This is a genomic window from Paracoccus versutus, assembly GCF_029909795.1.
Classification (GTDB): Bacteria; Pseudomonadota; Alphaproteobacteria; order Rhodobacterales; family Rhodobacteraceae; genus Paracoccus; species Paracoccus versutus.
Genome location: NZ_CP038197.1, coordinates 305556 through 323127 on the forward strand (window position 1 = coordinate 305556; position 17572 = coordinate 323127).

Here is a 17572-nt window from a genome sequence, read left to right on the forward strand (position 1 = left end):
ACCAGCCTGCCGGAAACGCTCATGTTCATTCTGCGCATCGGAAGACGGGCAGGGTGTGTCTGCCGCGCTTGATGAAGGCGACCTCGACGGGGCGGCCGATGCGCATGTCCTCGGGCTTGCCCTCGATCTGGGTGAAGAGGTGATAGCCCTCCTCCAGCACCACGAAGCCGACGGTGTAGGGCGCGATCGCCTGCCAGGCCGGGGTCGGGCCGCGGCCCACCGTGCTGTGGGAATAGATCCGCCCCTTGCCCGAGGAGCGCCGCCATTCCAGGGCCTCGCCGTCGCATTCCGGGCAGAAGGACCGCGCCGGCCACACCACCGCGCCGCAGCCGGTGCAATGCTGGTAGGTCAGCTCGCCCCGCGCGCAGGCCTGCCAGTAGGGCGCGGCGTCCATCTGCGCATAAGGCTGCGGAAAGCCGTCGACATATTCGATTTCCATGGCGTCTCCCCTTAGGTCCGGTTGCCGAGGATGGCGACGGCGCCGGCCGCCAGCATGCCGCCCGAGCCCTGCACCAGCACCGTCTGCGGCCGCTTCGACGGCGCCGCCCCCAGCGCGGTGCCGCGCAGCTGGCGGATGGCCTCGACATAGCTGTCCATGTTGCACGAAATCCCCGGCTGGCCAAAGGACAGCCAGCCGCCGTTGGTGTCCAGCGGCAGGTCGCCGTCGATGCCGGTGCGCCCCTCGCGGTAGAGCCGCGCGCCCTTGCCCTTTTCGGCAAAGCCCAGGTCCTCGAGGAGGATCGGCCCCATATGCGCGAAATTGACCGAGATCTGCGCCATGTCGATGTCGTCGCGGCCGATGCCGGCCTGGGCGAAGGCCTGGCGCGCCGCCTCGGCCGTCGCGGTATGGGTGATGTTGGGCAGCGGGCCCAGCGTGTCGAAGCGCGCCCGGCGCATGTTCATCCGGTCGCCCAGGTATTCATGGGTCGAGGCCGAGCCGTAGCCCAGCAGGTAGACCGGCGCCGCGAAGTTGCGGGCGTTCCCGGCCGAGGTCACCACCAGCGCCCCGCCGGTGCCGCCGCCCCAGGTCGAGCACATCCAGCGCCGCAGCGGGCTCGAGACATAGGGCGAGGCCAGCACCTTCTGCGCGTCGATCTCGCCGAAGCGGGCCTTGGCGGCATGGGGGTGCTTCACGCCCCATGCCTGGTTGGCGATGGCGACCTGGGCGAAATCCTCCTCGGTCACGCCGAACTCGTGCATGTAGCGGCAGGCCGCCTGGGCATAGAGCGAGGGGATGGTGGGGCCGTAGGGGATCTCGAACTGCGGGTCGGCATCGGCCTCGGCGCCCATGGCCACCGCGTCGACGAAAAGCTCGGTGGCGTCGCTTTGCAGGCAGAGCACGTATTCGGCCTTGCCGGCGGCGATCATCTGCGCGGCCATGCCCAGGCTGGCGGTCAGGCCCGCGCCGTGCATCGTCAGCTCGCTGTTGATCGTCACCGGCATCTGCATGTGCGAGATGAAGATGTTGGACCATTGCGAGCGCTTGTCGGCCCAGGGCGAGCGGCCGGTGAAGACCGCATCGACCTGCTGCCGGCCGATGCCGGCGTCCTTCAGCGCGGCGCGGGCGGCCTCGACCGCCAGCCGCATCGGATCCTTGCGGTTGTCGCGGCTGGCATAGGCATCGCCCATGCCGACGATGGCGGCGACAGGGCCGGTGGCGGGGCTGGGGCTCATGGCGTCAGTCCTTGAAGATCGGCGTGGCCTGGGCCATCAGCTCTTCCAGGTCGGCACGCTTGCGCAGCATCAGGATCGACCATTCGCTGCGCTGAAGCACGTCGCCGTTCTGATTATAGGCCTTGATCAGGAAGGTGCCGACACCGAACTTGTCGTCCTTGTCCTTCTTGGCGATGACCTCGCCGGTGGCATAGACCGTGTCGCCGATCTTGACCGGGTGCAGGAAACGCAGCTTGTCGACGCCGTAATTGGCCTGGATCGCCGGGCCGAACTGCAGGAGCCCCGAGATCAGCGAGAAGGTCAGCTGGCCCTGCACGATGCGTTCGCCCCAGCGGGTCTTGGACGAATATTCGGTGTTCGAGTGGATCTCGATCCAGTTGCCGGTCAGCATGCAGAAATTGACCACATCCGTTTCGGTCACGGTGCGGCCAGGCGAGCGGAAGACATGGCCGATTTCCAGCTCGTCCAGCGGGGTGTTGACGCGATTGTCCGCAATCATGGCTTCATCCTTTCAATGGGTTGCATCCTCCTTGGGGGAGGCGGCGCCGCGGCGGGGAGGCGACCGGCGGCGCCGCGCGACGCGGGTCAGAGCCGCATCGACTTCGAGATGATCGTCTTCTGGATCTGCGAGGTGCCGCCGCCGATCGTGGACTGCACGCTTTCGCGCAGGTAGCGCTCCATGTCGGCCTCGGGCAGGTTGGCGTGGCCGCCCAGCACCTGCATCCCGGTCAGCGCGCATTGCTTCAGCGTCTCGGAGCCATAAAGCTTGGCCATCGACACCTCGCGCGAGCAGGGGATCTTGGCGGCCGCCATGCGGGCGGCGCGATAGCACAGCAGGCGGGCGGCATCGACTTCGGTCTGGCGCTCGGCCAGCATGTGGCGCAGCACCTGGAAGTCCCAGATCGGGCGGCCGAACTGGATGCGTTCATGGGCGTATTGCGTGGCCTTGTTGACCGCGGTCTGGGCGTTGCCGACATAGGCGGCGGCGACCGAGCAGCGTTCCAGCTCCAGATGCGCCAGGATGATTTCCCAGCCCTGGCCTTCCTTGCCCAGGAGGGCGTTGCCGGGCACCTTGACCTCGTCGAGGAAGATCTCGGTGGTGCCGGTGGCGTGGCGCGACAGCGTCGGCAGCTTGTTGATGACCATGCCCGGCGTGTCGTTCGGGATCAGCAGGATCGACAGCCCGCCATGCTTGTCGTCGGCATCGGTGCGCACCAGCATGGCGATGACGGTGTTGTTCGCCGCCGCGCCCGAGCACCACAGCTTCGAGCCGGTGACGATCCAGTCGCCGTTCTCGTCGCGCCGCGCCCGCGTGGCGGTGTTCGAGGCGTCCGACCCCGCGCCCGGTTCCGAGATCGAGACCGAGAAGCGGATCTTGCCGTCGATGAAGGGCTTGATGTATTGCGCCTTCTGTTCTTCGCTGCCGTATTTCTGGATGTTCATCGCGGTGAAGGTCGGCACCAGGATGGCGGCGGCGAAGTCGAAGCCGTATTTGCCCAGGCCCTCGGCCATCAGCGTGTAGTCGAAGATGTCGCCGCCGGCGCCGCCGTCCTCTTCCTTGAACAGCAGCCCCAGCCAGCCCTGCCTGGCGATCTTGTCATAGGCTTCATAGGGATAGTCGCGGTTCATGTCGCATTTGCGGATATATTCGACAGTCACCTCGTCATCCATGAAACGGTTCACCGTCTCAAGCCAAAGCGCCTGCCCCTCGTCCAGAAAATTCCTGTCCATTCCATCCTCCTAAATCCACAGTAAGGCGGGCCATTATTCCGGTATGCAAAATCAGATTCTGCTTTTTACGTTAGGATCGGGGCAGTGCGAAGCCAATTGACATTTTCCCAACCGCCGCTTCGGCAGAGCCGAATTGACGCGTTTGGCCGGCCGGCATTCCGCATGGGGCTGCGGCTGCGGGGCTCCATGCCCGGCGCCGATGGCTGCTCTTGCGCCTTGGGCCGCGGGCCGCGACCTTCCGGGCAGGGTCGGCAGGGTCGGCAGGGTCGGCAGGGTCGGCAGGGTCGGCAGGGTCGGCAGGGTCGGCAGGGTCGGCAGGGTCGGCAGCCCCGCGAGATCGTCCGGGTTCTGCCGTGGTGCGCATGTGTTCGCGACCGGCCGCGGATGCCTGGTCGAACCATTTCGGCGGCGCGGCACAGGCAACCAAGCTCGGCGCGAGGCGGCGATGCCGGTCGGGGCGCGCCGCCGCGGCGGCAGGTTCCGGGGCTTTCGGCCCCCCATGGAAAGGCCGCCCAGGCATGATGCCAGGGCGGCGCCGGTGTTTCAGAGCCTGGCCCTGAAGAAGGGGCCGAGCTTCGCCATCGCCTCGCCCACCAGGTCGGGCTTGTCATAGAGGCCCAGGTGCGACGCGCCCGGAACGATGTGCAGGTGCTTGTCCTTGCTGGCGGCGCGGCGGAACAGGTCTTCGCTGATCCAGCGCGTGCCCGCATCCTCGCCGGCGACGATCTGGATCGGCTGGGTCAGGAACAGGTCGACCAGGTGGAAGGCGTCGAAGGTGGCGAGCTGCGCCAGGCTGCGCACCGGCGCGATGCTGGGCGAGCTGGCGCATTGCGCGCGCGGGGTGCGGTAATACTCGACCGCCTCGGCCAGGTCGGCGTTCGGGGCGTCCTCCGGCTGCTGCGGCACGATCGGATAATAGCCGGTCTCGGCGCCGTTCGCCTCGGCGGTGCGGGCGTTGGCTGCGTTTTCCAGCATGGCGAAGGCGCCGGTCAGGTCGTCGCGGCCTTCCCAGCCATTGCGCAGGATCGCGCCGTAATTGGTGGCGCTGACCGCGCCCACCGCCTTGATGCGGCGGTCGCTCATCGCCGCTGTCACGGTATAGGCGCCGCCGGCGCAGATGCCCATGGCGCCGATGCGGCCGCGGTCGACATAGGGCAGCGTCGTCAGGTAATCCACGGCGGCGCTGATGTCCTCGACCCGCGCATGGGGGTTTTCAAGCTGGCGCGGCTCGCCGGTGCTTTCGCCCTGGCAGGAGGCGTCGAAGGCGATGGCGACGAAGCCCTCGGCCGCAAGCTTGCCGGCATAGATGCCCGCCGTCTGCTCCTTCACGCCGCCGGCGGGGTGGGTGACGACGATGGCGGGATAGGTCTTGCTTTCGTCGAAGCCGGCGGGAAGGTGCAGATGCGCGGCCATCTCGAGCGCGCCGTTCCTGAAGGTCACGGATTTCATCTTCGTCTCCTCTGTCATGCGATGGGGACGAAGATAGCGCCGGCGACGAGTCGCAATTAGACCGCTCAATCGGGATGCCGTGATTAGCCGGCCTTATGAATGCGCCCTCGCCGCGCCGAAGGGACGAGGGCCCAGGGCCGGGCTCAGACCCGGACCGGATGCACCAGCAGTTCCGCCTCGATCCGGCTGACCATGACGGCCAGGCGCGGGCCGACGTCGCTGCGAATCATCTCTTCCGTCAGGTGGAAGGACGGGCCCGAGCAGTTGAAGGCATAGACCCCGCCGTCGCGCGTCTTCAGCGCCGCGCCGACGCCGTTCACCGTCCGCTCGTAAGTGCCCAGCGAGACGCAATAGCCATGCGCGTCGAGTTCCTTGAACGCGGTGGCGAGGCGTTTCTTGAACTTGGGGAAGTCGGCCTTGTCGTGTTTCTCGATGGCCTCGACCAGGAAATCCCGCTCGCTTTCCGGCAGGGCGTGCAGATAGGCCATGCCCATGGCGGACCGCGCGATCGGGATGCGGGCGCCGACCTCGAGCCGCAGCGACACCGTCGCGCTGCCATGCGCCAGTTCCAGATAGGCCAGGTTCAGCCGGTCCCGGTTGCCGAGCGCCACCGAGATATTGGCGTGATTCGCCAGCTCCTGCATGTGCGGGCGGGCGACGCGGGTCAGGCTCATGCTGCCGAGATAGGCGTAGCCCAGCGACAGGACCGGGGTGCCCAGCGAATATTTCTCCAGCCGGGCGTTGTATTCCAGATAGCCCAGCGTGGTCAGCGTATGGGCGATGCGGGCGACGGTCGGCTTGGGCAGGCCGGTGCGCTGCGCGATCTCGAGGTTGCCCAGGAAGCCGTCGCCCGGTTCGAAGGCGCGCAGGACTTCCAGCCCGCGCGCCAGCGCGGTGATGAACTGGCGGTCGGTCTTTTCCTCGTCGGGACCGGGCAGGGACAAGAGGGTTTTGAAAGACCTGGCCAAGCTGAACTCCTGCTTTGTTGCGGGCTTCTGTCCCACGTTAGTCGGTTTTCTGCCAGAAACAAGCTTCTGCCAGGCGAAAGACGCAGCCGGGGGCCGCGGGCTGCGCCAGTATGCAAAATGTAATTCTGCATTGCAAAACCAGATTGGTTGGTTTAAACAGCCTGTCAACATCAACCCATGCTGCGGGAGGCGCGATTTGTTCAGCAGGCCGGAGGAACCCGACCACAGGCAACAGCTTCGGGAAAGCGTTGCGGATTTCGCCAATCGAGAGGCCACGCTTGCCGCGACTCGGGCGGGGCTGGCCACGCAGGCGGGCTTTTCGCATGAACGCTGGAAGACCATGGCCGAGCTGGGCTGGACCGGCATCCTGGTCCCCGAGGATGACGGCGGCCTGGCGATGGAACATGCGGATCTGGCGGCGCTGCATCACGAGGCCGGGCGCGCGGCCCTGCCGGAGCCGCTTGTTTGCGTTGGCATTCTTGCGATGCAGGCGCTGGTCCTGGGCGGCAATCAGGCGCTGAAGGACAGGCTTCTGCCCGGCCTGATGGGCGGCGACCTGCTGGCGACGCTGGCCTGGCAGGGCCGCGCCGGGGCGATGGGTTCGGGCGCCGTGGGGCCCAAGGCCGCGCCCGAGGGCGAGGGCTGGACCCTGTCGGGCCAGGCGCTGTTCGTGCCCCTGGCGCAAGAGGCCGGCGGCTATGCCGTGGCTGCCGATACCGGCGCGGGCATCCTGCTGGCCTGGATCGACCAGCCGCCGAAGGTGGTGCAGACCACCGCCCACACCGACGGATCGCGGCAATCGACGGTCGATCTCGACGGGGCCAAGGTCGATCCCGGCGCAGTCATCGCCTTTCCCGACCGCGGGGCGGCGATCCTCGACCAGCTGCTCGACATCGCCCGGCTGGCCGTCGCGGCCCAATTGCAGGGGGTGATGGAGGCGGCGTTCCAGATGACGCTGGACTACATGAAGCAGCGGGTGCAGTTCGGCAAGCCCATCGCCTCGTTCCAGGCGATCCAGCACCGGGCGGTGAACCTTTACGTCCATATCGAGATGGCGCGCTCGGCCTTGCTGCGGGCCGCGGCGGCGATGGACGATCCTCATGCCGATGCGGCCAGCCGGGCCACCCATGTCTCGGCCGCGAAAAGCCGGGCGGGCGATGCCGCGCAGCTGGTGGTCAAGGAATGCATCCAGCTGCATGGCGCCATCGGCTATACCGAGGAATGCGACCTCAGCCTTTACGTCAACCGGGCGCTGGCGCTGGCGGCATGGCTCGGCAATCCGCGCGCCCATCGCGCGCGCTGGTTCGAATTGCACAACGCCGGGGGGCAAGCCAATGGCCATTGATTACAATGCGATGGACGAGCAGGATTTCCGCAGGATGCTGCGGGATTTCATCGCCGCCGAATGCCCGCCGCACCTGATCAACCAGGCCCGCCGCGTCAACTGGCACGAGGCGAGGGACTGGTTCCTGAAGCTGTCGGCCAAGGGCTGGCTGGCGCCCGCCTGGCCGGTCGAGCATGGCGGCATGGGCCTGAACGTCGAGAAGATGCTGGCCTATCACGACGAATTCGACAGCGCCGGCGTCGCCCGCCATCCCGACATCGGCATCGTCATGCTGGGGATGCTGCTGGTCCGCTTCGGCACCGAGGCGCAAAAGGCGCATTACCTGCCGCGCATCCTGGCGGGTCAGGATGTCTGGTGCCAGGGCTATTCCGAACCGGGCGCCGGCTCGGATCTTGCCAGCTTGCGCACCTCGGCGGTGCTGGACGGCGATCACTGGGTCATCAACGGGCAAAAGATCTGGACCACGCTGGCGCAGGATTCGACCGACATCTTCATCCTGGCGCGCACCGATCCCGCGGCCAAGAAGCAGCAGGGCATCAGCTTCTTCCTGGCGCGGATGGACACGCCCGGCATCACCGTGCGCCCGATCAAGACCCTGGCCGGCGATGCCGAGTTCTGCGAGGTCTTTCTCGACGACGTGCGGGTGCCCAGGGACAATATCGTCGGTGCGGTCAATGACGGCTGGACCATGGCCAAGGCGCTGCTGGGTTTCGAACGCCTGACCCATGGCAGCCCGAAATTCGCGCAGATGGCACTCTTGCGGCTCGAGACGATGGGCCGCGAGCTGGGCATTTTCGACGACCCGTCCTTTGCCGCGACATATACCCAGCTGGCGCTGGATGTGGCCGACCTGACCGCCACCTATGCCCGCTTTGCCGAGACGCTGAAGGGCGGCGGCGCGCTGGGGCCCGAGATCTCGATCCTCAAGCTCTGGGGGCCGGACCTCTACCAGCGCATCTCGGAATTCATGCTGGACGTGGCGCAGGAAAACGGCTCGGCCCTTGGCCCGACCCGGTTCGGCGGGGCCGAGGTGGACCCGCTTGGCTATTACTTCCTGTCGCGGCCGACCACGATCTACGGCGGCGCCAGCGAGATCCAGCGCAACATCCTGGCCAAGACCCTGCTGGGGATGCCCGGCTGACACCTTGCGCGAAGGCCGTGAAATGACCTGCCGGGGCCGCGTCCAAGGCCCTGCGAAGCCTGTAGAGGGAGGATTTGGATGCAGGACGTCATTCTGAGGCAGAGCCCTGCCGACCAGCAGCATTACCGCGCGACCGGCGTCTGGCCCGACGAGACCTTCGCTGACGTCCTGCGCGCCCGCACCGCCGCCCATCCCGACCGCGAGGCGGTGACGGACGGCAAGGCCCGGCTGACCTATCGCCAGCTGGAGGATGCGATCATCCGCGTCGCCGTCCTGCTGGCCCGCAGCGGCATCCGTCCCGGCGACATCGTGGCGGTGCAGCTGCCGAACTGGATCGAGTTCATCCCGGCCTATTTCGCCATCGAGCGCATCGGCGCCATCGGCGTGCCGGTCAGCATCGAGTTCCGCGCCCGCGAGGTCGATTACGTCCTGCGCACCACCGGGGCGCGCGGCATCATCACCTGCGCCGAATACAAGAAGTTCGACCATCAGGCGATGGTCCAGGCCCTGCGCAAGGATCTGCCCGAACTGACATTCCTGGGCGTGGTGCGGGGGCAGCCGACCGGGGACGCGGTGGCGCTGGACCCGGTGATCTCCGCCTCGGGCCGGCCCCAGGGCTTTGCCGAGGTCGGGACCGACCCGAACGCGATGATGCGGATGATGTTCACCTCGGGCACCACCGGCAGCCCCAAGGGGGTGACGCATAACCACAACACCTCGCTGTGGCCGGCGCGGATGCTGAACATGGACATGGAGGTGGGCGAGGACGACGTGATGCTCCTCTACCTGCCGCTGGCGCTGAACTGGGGCTATCTCTCGGTGCTGCAGACCGTGCTGGCGGGCTGCAAGCTGGTCATCATGGAGAAATTCGCCGCCGAGCCCGCGCTTCAGGTGATCGAGGCCGAGCGCGTGACCTATGTCGCCACCGCCCCGGCGTCCATCGTGGCCATGCTGAACGTGCCGGGGCAGGAGCGATACGACCTCTCCTCGCTGAAGACGGTGATCTCGGGCGGCACCTCCTGCCCGCTGGAAACCATCCGCGCCTTTCGCGCCCGCATCCAGGGCGACCTGATCGAGCTTTACGGCATGCTGGAATGCGGCGGCTATCATACCTATACCCGGCGCAGCGACGACCCGGAAAAGGTCGCGGGCTCGGTTGGCAAATGCGGCACCGAGATGCGGCTGCGCATCTCGCCCATCGGCGGCACCGGCGCGGTGCCGCAGGGCGAGCCGGGCGAGATCCAGAGCCAGGGCCCGGCCACGCAGATGGGCTATTACAAGCGCCCCGAGGCCAATGCCGAGGCCTTTACCGAGGACGGCTGGTTCCGCAGCGGCGACCTGGGCATGATCGACGCGGACGGCAACCTGCGCATCGTCGGGCGGCTGAAGGAGATGATCAACCGCGGCGGCAAGAAATACTATCCGCGCGAAGTCGAGGAGATCCTCTACACCCATCCGAAGGTGCTGCATTGCGCGGTGATCGGCCTGCCCGACGAACGGCTGGGCGAGTCGAACTGCCTTTGCCTGGTGCCGCGTCCGGGCGAGAGCGCCACGCTGCAGGAATTCGTGGATTTCCTCAAGAACGAGGTGGCGATCTACAAGCTGCCCGAACGGCTGGAGATCTTCGAGGAATTCCCGATGACGCCCACCGGCAAGTTCCAGCGCCATGAGCTGATCAAGCAGGTCGTCGCCCGCGACGGCTAGGCCAGGCGCATCCCATTGCAACCCGCGCCGGCGTTTGCCGGTGCCCGTCATGGAGACAATCCCGGACATGAAAATCCTTGTCCCCGTCAAACGTGTCGTCGATTTCAACGTCAAGGTCCGCGTCAAGGCGGACGGCTCGGGCGTCGATACCGCCAGCGTCAAGATGTCGATGAACCCCTTCGACGAGATCGCCGTCGAGGAAGCCATCCGCCTGAAGGAAGCCGGCAAGGCCGATCAGGTCATCGCCGTCTCCGTCGGCCCCGCGCAGGCGATGGAAACCATCCGCACCGCGCTGGCCATGGGCGCCGATCGCGGCATCCTGGTCAGGACCGACGAGGCGGTCGAGCCGCTGGGCGTCGCTCGCGTGCTGAAGGCGCTGGCCGAGAAGGAGGGCCCCGGCCTGGTCATCCTGGGCAAGCAGGCCATCGACGGCGACAACAACCAGACCGGCCAGATGCTGGCCGCCCTGCTGGGCTGGGCGCAGGGCACTTTCGCGTCCAGGGTCGAGATCGGGGACGGCGAAGTGACCGTCACGCGCGAGGTCGACGGCGGGCTTCAGACCGTGCGGCTGAAGACCCCCGCCATCGTCACCACCGACCTGCGGCTGAACGAGCCGCGCTATGCCAGCCTGCCGAACATCATGAAGGCCAAGAAGAAGCCGGTCGATGAGACGACGCCCGAGGCGCTTGGCGCGGACATCTCGCCGCGCCTCAGGGTGGTCAGGACCAGCGAGCCGGCGCAGCGGCAGGCGGGGATCAAACTCGGCTCGGTGCCCGAGCTGGTCGGCAAACTCAAGGAAGCGGGGGTTCTCTGATGGCCATTCTTCTGATCGCGGATCACGACAATTCCACCCTGTCCGATGCCACCGCCAAGGCGCTGACGGCCGCGGCCAGGATCGGCGGGCCGGTGCATGTGCTGGTCGCCGGCTCGGGCGCGCAGCCGGTGGCCGATGCCGCCGCCGCGCTGGCGGGCGTCGACAAGGTGCTGCTGGCCGATGCGCCGGCTTACGCCCATGCGCTGGCCGAGCCGCTGGCGGCGCTGATCGTCTCGCTGGCCGGTGGCTATGACGCCATCCTCGCCCCGGCCACCACCACCGGCAAGAACGTGCTGCCGCGGGTCGCGGCGCTGCTCGATACGGTGCAGGTCTCGGACGTGGTGGCGGTGCATGGGCCCAAGAGCTTCGAGCGCCCGATCTATGCCGGCAACGCGCTGCAAGTGGTCGAGGTGCTGTCGGCGAAGATCGTCGCCACCATCCGCACCACCGCCTTCGAGGCGGCGGGGCAGGGCGGCTCCGCCCCGGTCGAGCCGGTGGCGCCGGCCGACGATCCGGCCGTGTCCAGCTTCGTCGGCCAGGAGGTCGCGGTTTCCGAGCGCCCCGAGCTGACCGGCGCCAGGATCGTCGTGTCGGGCGGCCGCGCGCTCGGCTCCAGGGAAAAGTTCGACGAATTCATCCTGCCGCTGGCCGATGCCTTCGGCGGCGCGGCGGGCGCGTCGCGTGCGGCGGTCGACTCGGGCTATGCCCCGAACGACTGGCAGGTGGGCCAGACCGGCAAGGTGGTGGCGCCCGAGCTTTACGTGGCCGTCGGCATCTCGGGCGCGATCCAGCACCTGGCCGGGATGAAGGACAGCAAGATCATCGTCGCCATCAACAAGGACGAGGAGGCGCCGATCTTCCAGGTCGCCGACCTGGGCCTGGTGGGCGACCTGTTCAGCGTCCTGCCCGAACTGACCCAGGCCGTCGCGGCCGCGCGCGGCTGAGGCTGGAGGGGGAAGATGACCGACCAGCCCGCCGTCGACATCGAGGATCTGCGCAAGGCTATCGGCCGGGAAAGCTCGGCCTCGGAAATCGTGACGGTGCAGCATTGCCTTGCGCTGAACGCCACGCTGGACAAGGACGCGCCCCCGCCGCAGCCGGGGGACGCGGCGCCGCTTTCGATCCACTGGTGCCTTGCCCCGCCCACCGTGCCGATGCGCGCCATCGGCGCAGACGGCCACCCCGAGCGCGGCGGCTTCCTGCCCGCCGTGCCGCTGCCGCGCCGGATGTGGGCCGGGGGGCGGCTGGAGTTCCTGGACCCGATCCGCGTCGGCGACCGGGTCACGCGCCTGTCGCGGATCGAGGATGTCAGGCTGAAGCAGGGCAGCACCGGCCCGCTGTGCTTCGTGACCGTGTGGCACCAGGTCTCGACCCCGCGCGGCCCGGCGATCAACGAGCGCCAGGATATCGTCTATCGCGGCGCCGAGACCGGGGCCGCGTCCGCGAAACCGGCGGTCCCGCCGCCCGGCCCCAGAGCGGAATGGAGCCGCAGCGTCATGGCAGACCCGGTGCTGCTGTTTCGCTATTCCGCGCTGACCTTCAACGGCCATCGCATCCATTACGACCGCGCCTATGCGATGGGCGAAGAGGGCTATCCCGGCCTTGTCGTGCATGGGCCGCTGCAAGCCACGCTGCTGCTGACGCTGGCGGGCGAGCTGCGCGGGATGCCCAAGACCTTCGATTTCCGCGGCACCAGCCCGCTGTTCGACGGCGCCGCCCTTACCGTGAACGCCGCGCCCTCGGAAACCGGGCTGGAGCTGTGGATCGCGGGCGCCGACGGCCGCACCACCATGTCGGGAAGCGCGACATGGTAGAGGCGCTGTCCACGATCACCGCGCCGCTGTTCGTGCCCGCGTCTAGGCCCGAGCGGGTGGCCAAGGCGGCCGCCTCGGGCGCCGATGCCATCGTCATCGACCTGGAGGATGCCGTGGCGCCGGCCGACAAGCAGGCCGCGCGCGATGCGCTGGCGGGCCTTGCCCTGCCGGATATCCCGGTGATCCTGCGCCTCAACGCCATCGGCACGCCCTGGCACGAAGGCGACCTGGCGCTGGCCGCGCGGATCGGCCTTGCCGGGATCATGCTGCCGAAAAGCGAAGACGCGGCGCAGACCCAGGTGGCGCATCAGGCCGCGGGCCACGCCGTCCTGGCGTTGGTGGAAACCGCGCGCGGCATCGCCAACCTGCCCGCCATCGCCGCCGCGCCGGGCGTGGCGCGGCTGGTCTTCGGCTCGGTCGATTTCTCGGCCGACATCGGCTGCGCGCATGAGCCCGAGCCGCTGCTGCTGGCGCGCTTGCAGATGGTGCTGGCCTCGCGCGTCGCGGGGCTGGCCGCGCCCATCGACGGCGTGACGCTGGCCATCGAGGACGAGGCCGCCGTCGAGGCCGCCGTCGAGGCCGATGCGCGCCGCGCGGTGTCCCTGGGTTTTTCGGGCAAGCTTTGCATCCATCCGCGCCAGGTCGCGCCGGTGCTGCGCGGCTTCGCGCCCTCGGCGGCCGAGGTCGAATGGGCCGCCAGGGTCGTGGCCGCCGATCGGGGCGGCGCGGCGATGGTGGACGGGGCGATGATCGACCCGCCCGTGCGGATGCACGCCGAACAGATCCTGCGCCGGAGCGGCAGAAAAGACGGGGTGAACCATGTATGACATTCTGAAGGGCCTCCGCGTCATCGAGGGCTCGTCCTTCGTCGCCAGCCCGGTTTGCGGCCAGCACCTGCTGGGGCTGGGGGCCGAGGTCATCCGCTTCGACAATATCGGCGGCGGGCTGGATGCCAGCCGCTGGCCCATCGACGGGGCGGGCCGCAGCCTGTTCTGGGAAGGGCTGAACAAGGGCAAGAAATCCATCGCCATCGACCTGAACAGTCCCGCCGGGCGCGAACTGGCGACGCAGATCATCACCGCGCCGGGCGAGGATGCGGGGCTGTTCGTGACCAACTTCCCGGCCGCGGGCTTCCTGTCGCATGAACGGCTGGCGGCGCATCGCCCCGACCTGATCACCGCCCGCGTCATGGGCTGGGCCAGCGGCCGCAACGCGGTCGATTACACGATGAACGCGATCACCGGCCTGCCGCTGATCACCGGCCCCGAGGATCTGCCGCCCGACGTGCCGGTCAACCACGTCCTGCCCGCCTGGGATCTGATCACCGGCGCCTATGCCGCCTTCACCCTGATGGCGGCCGAGCGCAACCGCCGCCGGACCGGCCAGGGCGGCGAGATCCGCATCCCGCTGGTCGACATCGCCGCGACCACGCTGGGCCATCTGGGCCAGATCGCCGAGGTAACAGCGGACGGCCCGCCGCGCATCCGCAGTGGCAACGACCTTTTCGGCGCCTTCGGCTGCGACTTCTTCACCGCCGACGGCAAGCGGCTGATCCTGGTGGGCATCACCGCGCGGCAATGGAAGGGCGTGATCGAGACCTTCGGCATCGGGGCCGAGGTGGCGGCGCTGGAAGACCGGCTGGGCGTGTCCTTCGACCAGGAAGGCCCGCGCTTTCTCCACCGCAAGCCGCTGTTCGACATGGTGCAGAAGGTGATCGGCGCGATGAGCTATGCCAAGGCCGCCGCGCTGCTGAACGAAAAGGGCATCTGCTGGGAGACCTATCGCAGCCTTCAGGAATCCATGGCCGAGGAGCCCGGCTTCATCAGCGGCAACCCGGTCTTCAACCAGCAGACCCATCCGTCCGGCCACAGCTACCCGACGGGCGGCGCCCCCGCGACCTTCCCGGCGCTGCCGCGCCATCCGGCCCCGCGCGCACCGCGCCTGGGCGAGCATACCGAAGAGATCCTGGCCGAGCTGCTGGACCTTCCCGCCCATGAAATCGCCCGGCTGCACGATCAGCGGATCGTCGCCGGCCCCGAGAGTTGAGGAAACCGCCATGTCCGACACCGCCGATCTTGCCGATCTTCTGGACCGCGCCGCCGCTGCCGTTGCCGCCATGCGCCTCTATCTCGACCGCGTGAAGGAGGGGGTAGCCGGCCGCGTCACCGTCGACGGCCGCCCGCAGGCCGCCCGCGTCGACCAACAGCAGCGCGCCGTCCACGGCTTTGCCTGGGCCGCCACCGTGGTCGAGGCGCTGGCCCAGACCGAATCCTGGGGCCGCCGCCTGCAAGCGGCCGGCACCCTGGGCGAGGCCGAGCGGCTGGTGATCGAGATCGGCTTCGGCGAATACCTCGCCCAGCTTCTGGGCGGCATCCCGATGGGGCCGAACGAGATGCTGCGCCCCGCCGACCTGGGGGTCTCAAACGATGCGCTGGCGCAGGACGCGGCGGTGGCCGGGTTCATCGCCGGGGGCAACACGCCCGCCAATCGCGCGCGGCTGGTCGAGCTGATCCAGTCGGGCGAGCAGGTCTCGGACGCGCTTGGCGACGCCGACCTGGACATGATCCGCGAAACCTACCGCCGCTTTGCCGAGGAGCGCATCGCCCCCTCGGCGCATCAATGGCATCTCGCGGATGTGCTGATCCCCGACGATATCGTGGCCGAAATGGCCGAGCTTGGCACCTTCGGCGTCTGCATCGACGAGGAATATGGCGGGCTCGGCATGGGCAAGCTGGCCATGTGCGTCGTGACCGAGGAACTGAGCCGCGGCTGGATCGCCGCCGGCTCGCTGGGCACCCGCTCGGAAATCGCGGGCGAGCTGATCCTTGGCGGCGGCACGCCCGAGCAGAAGGCGGAATGGCTGCCCAGGATCGCCTCGGGCGAGGTGCTGCCGACCGCGGTCTTCACCGAGCCCGACACCGGCTCGGACCTGGGCAGCCTGCGCACCCGCGCCAGCCGCGACGGCGAGGGCTGGGTGGTCAACGGCAACAAGACCTGGATCACCCATGCCGCGCGCAGCGACGTGATGACCATGCTGGTGCGCACCAACCCGGACAGCAAGAGCTATGACGGGCTGTCGATGCTGCTGGCGCCCAAGCCGCGCGGCACGGACGACAACCCCTTCCCGGCCGAGGGCATGACCGGGGGCGAGATCAAGGTGCTGGGCTATCGCGGGATGAAGGAATACGAGCTGTCCTTCGACGGCTTCCGCGTGCCGGCGGACGGCGTGCTGGGCGGCGAGGAGGGGCAGGGCTTCAAGCAGCTGATGCGCACCTTCGAGGGCGCGCGCATCCAGACCGCCGCCCGCGCGGTGGGCGTGGCGCGCTCGGCCTTCGAGCTGGGCTTGCGCTATGCGCTCGACCGCAAGCAGTTCGGCCGCGCCATCGCGGGCTTCCCGCGCATCTCGGACAAGCTGGCGATGATGCTGGTCGAGATCGTGCTGGCGCGCGAGCTGACCTATTTCTCGGCTCGCGAAAAGGACAAGGGCCGGCGCTGCGACATCGAGGCCGGCATGGCCAAGCTGCTGGCCGCCCGCGTCGCCTGGACCAATGCCGACGCGGCGCTGCAGATCCACGGCGGCAACGGCTATTCGATGGAGTTCGAGATCAGCCGCGTGCTGTGCGACGCGCGCATCCTGAACATCTTCGAAGGTGCCGCCGAAATCCAGGCACAGGTCGTCGGCAGGGGGCTGCTGGCGACGAGGAATTGACGATGCTGCCGCGCTCCTGCGGCGGCCGGATGGAGGACCAACTGATGATGAGGAAACTGATCGCCACGACCGCCCTTGGCGTCCTGGCATGCACCGCGCCCGCAATGGCGCAAGAGGAGATGACGCTGAAGCTGGCCCATATCGCGCCGGCGACGCATTACCTGTGGGAACAGGGCGCGAAGCCCTTTACCGAGGCGGTGACGGAAAGCACCGGGGGCCGCGTCCGCTTCGACGTCTACCCGGCCGGGCAATTGGGCAAGGATTACATCTCGATCCTGAATTCGGGCATTGCCGACGTGGTGTTCTTCGTGGCGAACTATGCGCCCGACAAGTTCCCGCTGACCTCGGTGGTCGAGCTGCCCTCGCCCTACAAGACCTCTTGCGAGGCGACGGCGCGGTTCTGGGACCTGGCGCAGGACGGCGGGCTGCTGAACGAACAGGAATACAAGCCCCAGGGCATCCATGTGCTGTTCGTCTCGTCGCTGCGCCCCTATACGGTGATGACCACCGGCAAGCAGGTGACTGGGCTTGGCGACGTCGCCGGGCTCAAGCTGCGCGCCAACGGGGCGGCGATGGACAAGGCGGTGCGGGCGCTTGGCGGCGTGCCGGTGCGCGTGCCCTCGCCCGAGGCCTATGACGCGCTGACCCGCGGCACGGTGGACGGCGGCGTCTATTCCTACCTCAGCCTGCCGGAGTTCAAGCTGGACCAGGTCTTCCACCACGCGGTCGACGGGGTGCAGATCGGCTCGCCCGGCATCGTCTTCGCCATGAGCGAACGCGGCTGGGAGCGGCTGCCCGAGGACGTGAAGGCGGCGATGACCGAGGCGGCGCTGCCCGCGCAAGAGGGGCTTTGCGCCTGGCAGGATGCCGAGGAAACCAAGGTCCGCGACAGGCTGGTGGCCGAGCAGGGCTTTACCGTGAACACGCTTTCGGCCGAAGAGGCCGCGCAGTGGAACGAGCGGCTGGCGACGGTCGCCAGCGTCTGGCTGGACGAGCTGAAGGCCGTGGGCAAGGACGGCGAGGCGCTGTTGCAGGCCTATATGGGCGATCCGGCCACGAACTGAGCCGGGCCGAGAGCCGCAGGAGAAGGCCGCGACCCGATGGTCGCGGCCTTTTTCCTTTGCCGGTCGCAAGCCGCGATCCCCGGCTTTCCCGGCCCGCCTGGACGGGTTGGCCGCTGGTATCCTTTCGGACGCCAGCGGCCTTTTTCCACGAGAGAGAGA

16 protein-coding genes are annotated in these 17572 nt (G+C 68.3%); 10 read left to right on the forward strand and 6 right to left on the reverse strand.

The features are described 5' to 3' along the window. Nucleotides 1-25: 25 nt before the first annotated feature. The 6 genes from E3U25_RS12540 to E3U25_RS12565 all read right to left on the reverse strand — a co-directional run bounded on the left by E3U25_RS12540 (nucleotide 26) and on the right by E3U25_RS12565 (nucleotide 5822). Nucleotides 26-439 carry a Zn-ribbon domain-containing OB-fold protein gene (locus E3U25_RS12540; RefSeq protein WP_116220609.1) on the reverse strand — a complete coding sequence of 138 codons (414 nt, stop codon included), beginning with the start codon at nucleotides 437-439 and terminating at the stop codon, nucleotides 26-28. Between the two features lie 11 nt (nucleotides 440-450). Continuing rightward, complete coding sequence (locus E3U25_RS12545) at nucleotides 451-1674, reverse strand: thiolase family protein (protein WP_116220608.1); 1224 nt, start codon at nucleotides 1672-1674, stop codon at nucleotides 451-453. A 4-nt stretch (nucleotides 1675-1678) separates the two neighbouring features. Beyond that, complete coding sequence (locus E3U25_RS12550) at nucleotides 1679-2173, reverse strand: MaoC family dehydratase (RefSeq protein ID WP_036761367.1); 495 nt, start codon at nucleotides 2171-2173, stop codon at nucleotides 1679-1681. An 86-nt stretch (nucleotides 2174-2259) separates the two neighbouring features. Continuing rightward, complete coding sequence (locus E3U25_RS12555) at nucleotides 2260-3405, reverse strand: acyl-CoA dehydrogenase family protein (protein ID WP_116222638.1); 1146 nt, start codon at nucleotides 3403-3405, stop codon at nucleotides 2260-2262. 543 nt (nucleotides 3406-3948) lie between these two features. Then, nucleotides 3949-4854, reverse strand: a complete 906-nt coding sequence (locus E3U25_RS12560; RefSeq protein ID WP_116222852.1) for an alpha/beta hydrolase — start codon at nucleotides 4852-4854, stop codon at nucleotides 3949-3951. A 143-nt stretch (nucleotides 4855-4997) separates the two neighbouring features. Next, complete coding sequence (locus E3U25_RS12565) at nucleotides 4998-5822, reverse strand: IclR family transcriptional regulator (RefSeq protein ID WP_052096306.1); 825 nt, start codon at nucleotides 5820-5822, stop codon at nucleotides 4998-5000. Nucleotides 5823-6018: 196 nt separating this feature from the next. Between E3U25_RS12565 and E3U25_RS12570 the strand changes: the two genes are divergently transcribed. The 10 genes from E3U25_RS12570 (at nucleotide 6019) to E3U25_RS12615 (ending at nucleotide 17413) form a co-directional block, all read left to right on the forward strand. Beyond that, nucleotides 6019-7167, forward strand: coding sequence for an acyl-CoA dehydrogenase family protein (locus tag E3U25_RS12570; protein ID WP_166435588.1), 1149 nt, complete (start codon nucleotides 6019-6021; stop codon nucleotides 7165-7167). Continuing rightward, a complete protein-coding gene (locus E3U25_RS12575) occupies nucleotides 7157-8308 on the forward strand; it encodes an acyl-CoA dehydrogenase family protein (RefSeq protein ID WP_072464243.1) in 1152 nt (383 codons plus the stop codon). The genes E3U25_RS12570 and E3U25_RS12575 overlap by 11 nt, the downstream gene beginning before the upstream one ends. Nucleotides 8309-8386: 78 nt before the next feature. Further along, entirely contained in the window at nucleotides 8387-10012 is a 1626-nt protein-coding gene (locus E3U25_RS12580; protein ID WP_116222641.1) for a class I adenylate-forming enzyme family protein, read from the forward strand. Between the two features lie 67 nt (nucleotides 10013-10079). Continuing rightward, the gene (locus E3U25_RS12585; RefSeq protein WP_116222853.1) at nucleotides 10080-10826 is read left to right on the forward strand and encodes an electron transfer flavoprotein subunit beta/FixA family protein; all 747 of its coding nucleotides are present in this window, start codon (nucleotides 10080-10082) and stop codon (nucleotides 10824-10826) included. Then, complete coding sequence (locus tag E3U25_RS12590; RefSeq protein ID WP_116222642.1) at nucleotides 10826-11770, forward strand: electron transfer flavoprotein subunit alpha/FixB family protein; 945 nt, start codon at nucleotides 10826-10828, stop codon at nucleotides 11768-11770. Before E3U25_RS12585 ends, E3U25_RS12590 begins: the two co-directional genes overlap by 1 nt. Before the next feature lie 15 nt (nucleotides 11771-11785). Further along, a complete protein-coding gene (locus tag E3U25_RS12595) occupies nucleotides 11786-12640 on the forward strand; it encodes an HTD2 family dehydratase (RefSeq protein WP_116222643.1) in 855 nt (284 codons plus the stop codon). Beyond that, on the forward strand, nucleotides 12634-13467 hold the full coding sequence (locus tag E3U25_RS12600) for an HpcH/HpaI aldolase/citrate lyase family protein (protein ID WP_116222644.1): 834 nt from the start codon (nucleotides 12634-12636) through the stop codon (nucleotides 13465-13467). Before E3U25_RS12595 ends, E3U25_RS12600 begins: the two co-directional genes overlap by 7 nt. After that, the gene (locus tag E3U25_RS12605) at nucleotides 13460-14686 is read left to right on the forward strand and encodes a CoA transferase (protein WP_116222645.1); all 1227 of its coding nucleotides are present in this window, start codon (nucleotides 13460-13462) and stop codon (nucleotides 14684-14686) included. The genes E3U25_RS12600 and E3U25_RS12605 overlap by 8 nt, the downstream gene beginning before the upstream one ends. Before the next feature lie 10 nt (nucleotides 14687-14696). Beyond that, nucleotides 14697-16349 carry an acyl-CoA dehydrogenase family protein gene (locus E3U25_RS12610; RefSeq protein WP_116222646.1) on the forward strand — a complete coding sequence of 551 codons (1653 nt, stop codon included), beginning with the start codon at nucleotides 14697-14699 and terminating at the stop codon, nucleotides 16347-16349. Nucleotides 16350-16351: 2 nt separating this feature from the next. Further along, entirely contained in the window at nucleotides 16352-17413 is a 1062-nt protein-coding gene (locus E3U25_RS12615) for a TRAP transporter substrate-binding protein (RefSeq protein ID WP_116222647.1), read from the forward strand. Nucleotides 17414-17572: the final 159 nt, after the last annotated feature.

Excerpts from the sequence above, each read along its gene's own strand:
- E3U25_RS12600 (WP_116222644.1), top strand. The coding sequence starts at position 12,634 with ATGGTAGAGGCGCTGTCCACGATCACCGCGCCGCTGTTCGTGCCCGCG.
- E3U25_RS12585 (WP_116222853.1), top strand. The coding sequence starts at position 10,080 with ATGAAAATCCTTGTCCCCGTCAAACGTGTCGTCGATTTCAACGTCAAG.
- E3U25_RS12555 (WP_116222638.1), bottom strand. The coding sequence starts at position 3,405 with ATGGACAGGAATTTTCTGGACGAGGGGCAGGCGCTTTGGCTTGAGACG.
- E3U25_RS12540 (WP_116220609.1), bottom strand. The coding sequence starts at position 439 with ATGGAAATCGAATATGTCGACGGCTTTCCGCAGCCTTATGCGCAGATG.
- E3U25_RS12590 (WP_116222642.1), top strand. The coding sequence starts at position 10,826 with ATGGCCATTCTTCTGATCGCGGATCACGACAATTCCACCCTGTCCGAT.
- E3U25_RS12575 (WP_072464243.1), top strand. The coding sequence starts at position 7,157 with ATGGCCATTGATTACAATGCGATGGACGAGCAGGATTTCCGCAGGATG.
- E3U25_RS12610 (WP_116222646.1), top strand. The coding sequence starts at position 14,697 with ATGTCCGACACCGCCGATCTTGCCGATCTTCTGGACCGCGCCGCCGCT.
- E3U25_RS12615 (WP_116222647.1), top strand. The coding sequence starts at position 16,352 with ATGCTGCCGCGCTCCTGCGGCGGCCGGATGGAGGACCAACTGATGATG.
- E3U25_RS12595 (WP_116222643.1), top strand. The coding sequence starts at position 11,786 with ATGACCGACCAGCCCGCCGTCGACATCGAGGATCTGCGCAAGGCTATC.
- E3U25_RS12560 (WP_116222852.1), bottom strand. The coding sequence starts at position 4,854 with ATGAAATCCGTGACCTTCAGGAACGGCGCGCTCGAGATGGCCGCGCAT.
- E3U25_RS12550 (WP_036761367.1), bottom strand. The coding sequence starts at position 2,173 with ATGATTGCGGACAATCGCGTCAACACCCCGCTGGACGAGCTGGAAATC.
- E3U25_RS12605 (WP_116222645.1), top strand. The coding sequence starts at position 13,460 with ATGTATGACATTCTGAAGGGCCTCCGCGTCATCGAGGGCTCGTCCTTC.
- E3U25_RS12580 (WP_116222641.1), top strand. The coding sequence starts at position 8,387 with ATGCAGGACGTCATTCTGAGGCAGAGCCCTGCCGACCAGCAGCATTAC.
- E3U25_RS12545 (WP_116220608.1), bottom strand. The coding sequence starts at position 1,674 with ATGAGCCCCAGCCCCGCCACCGGCCCTGTCGCCGCCATCGTCGGCATG.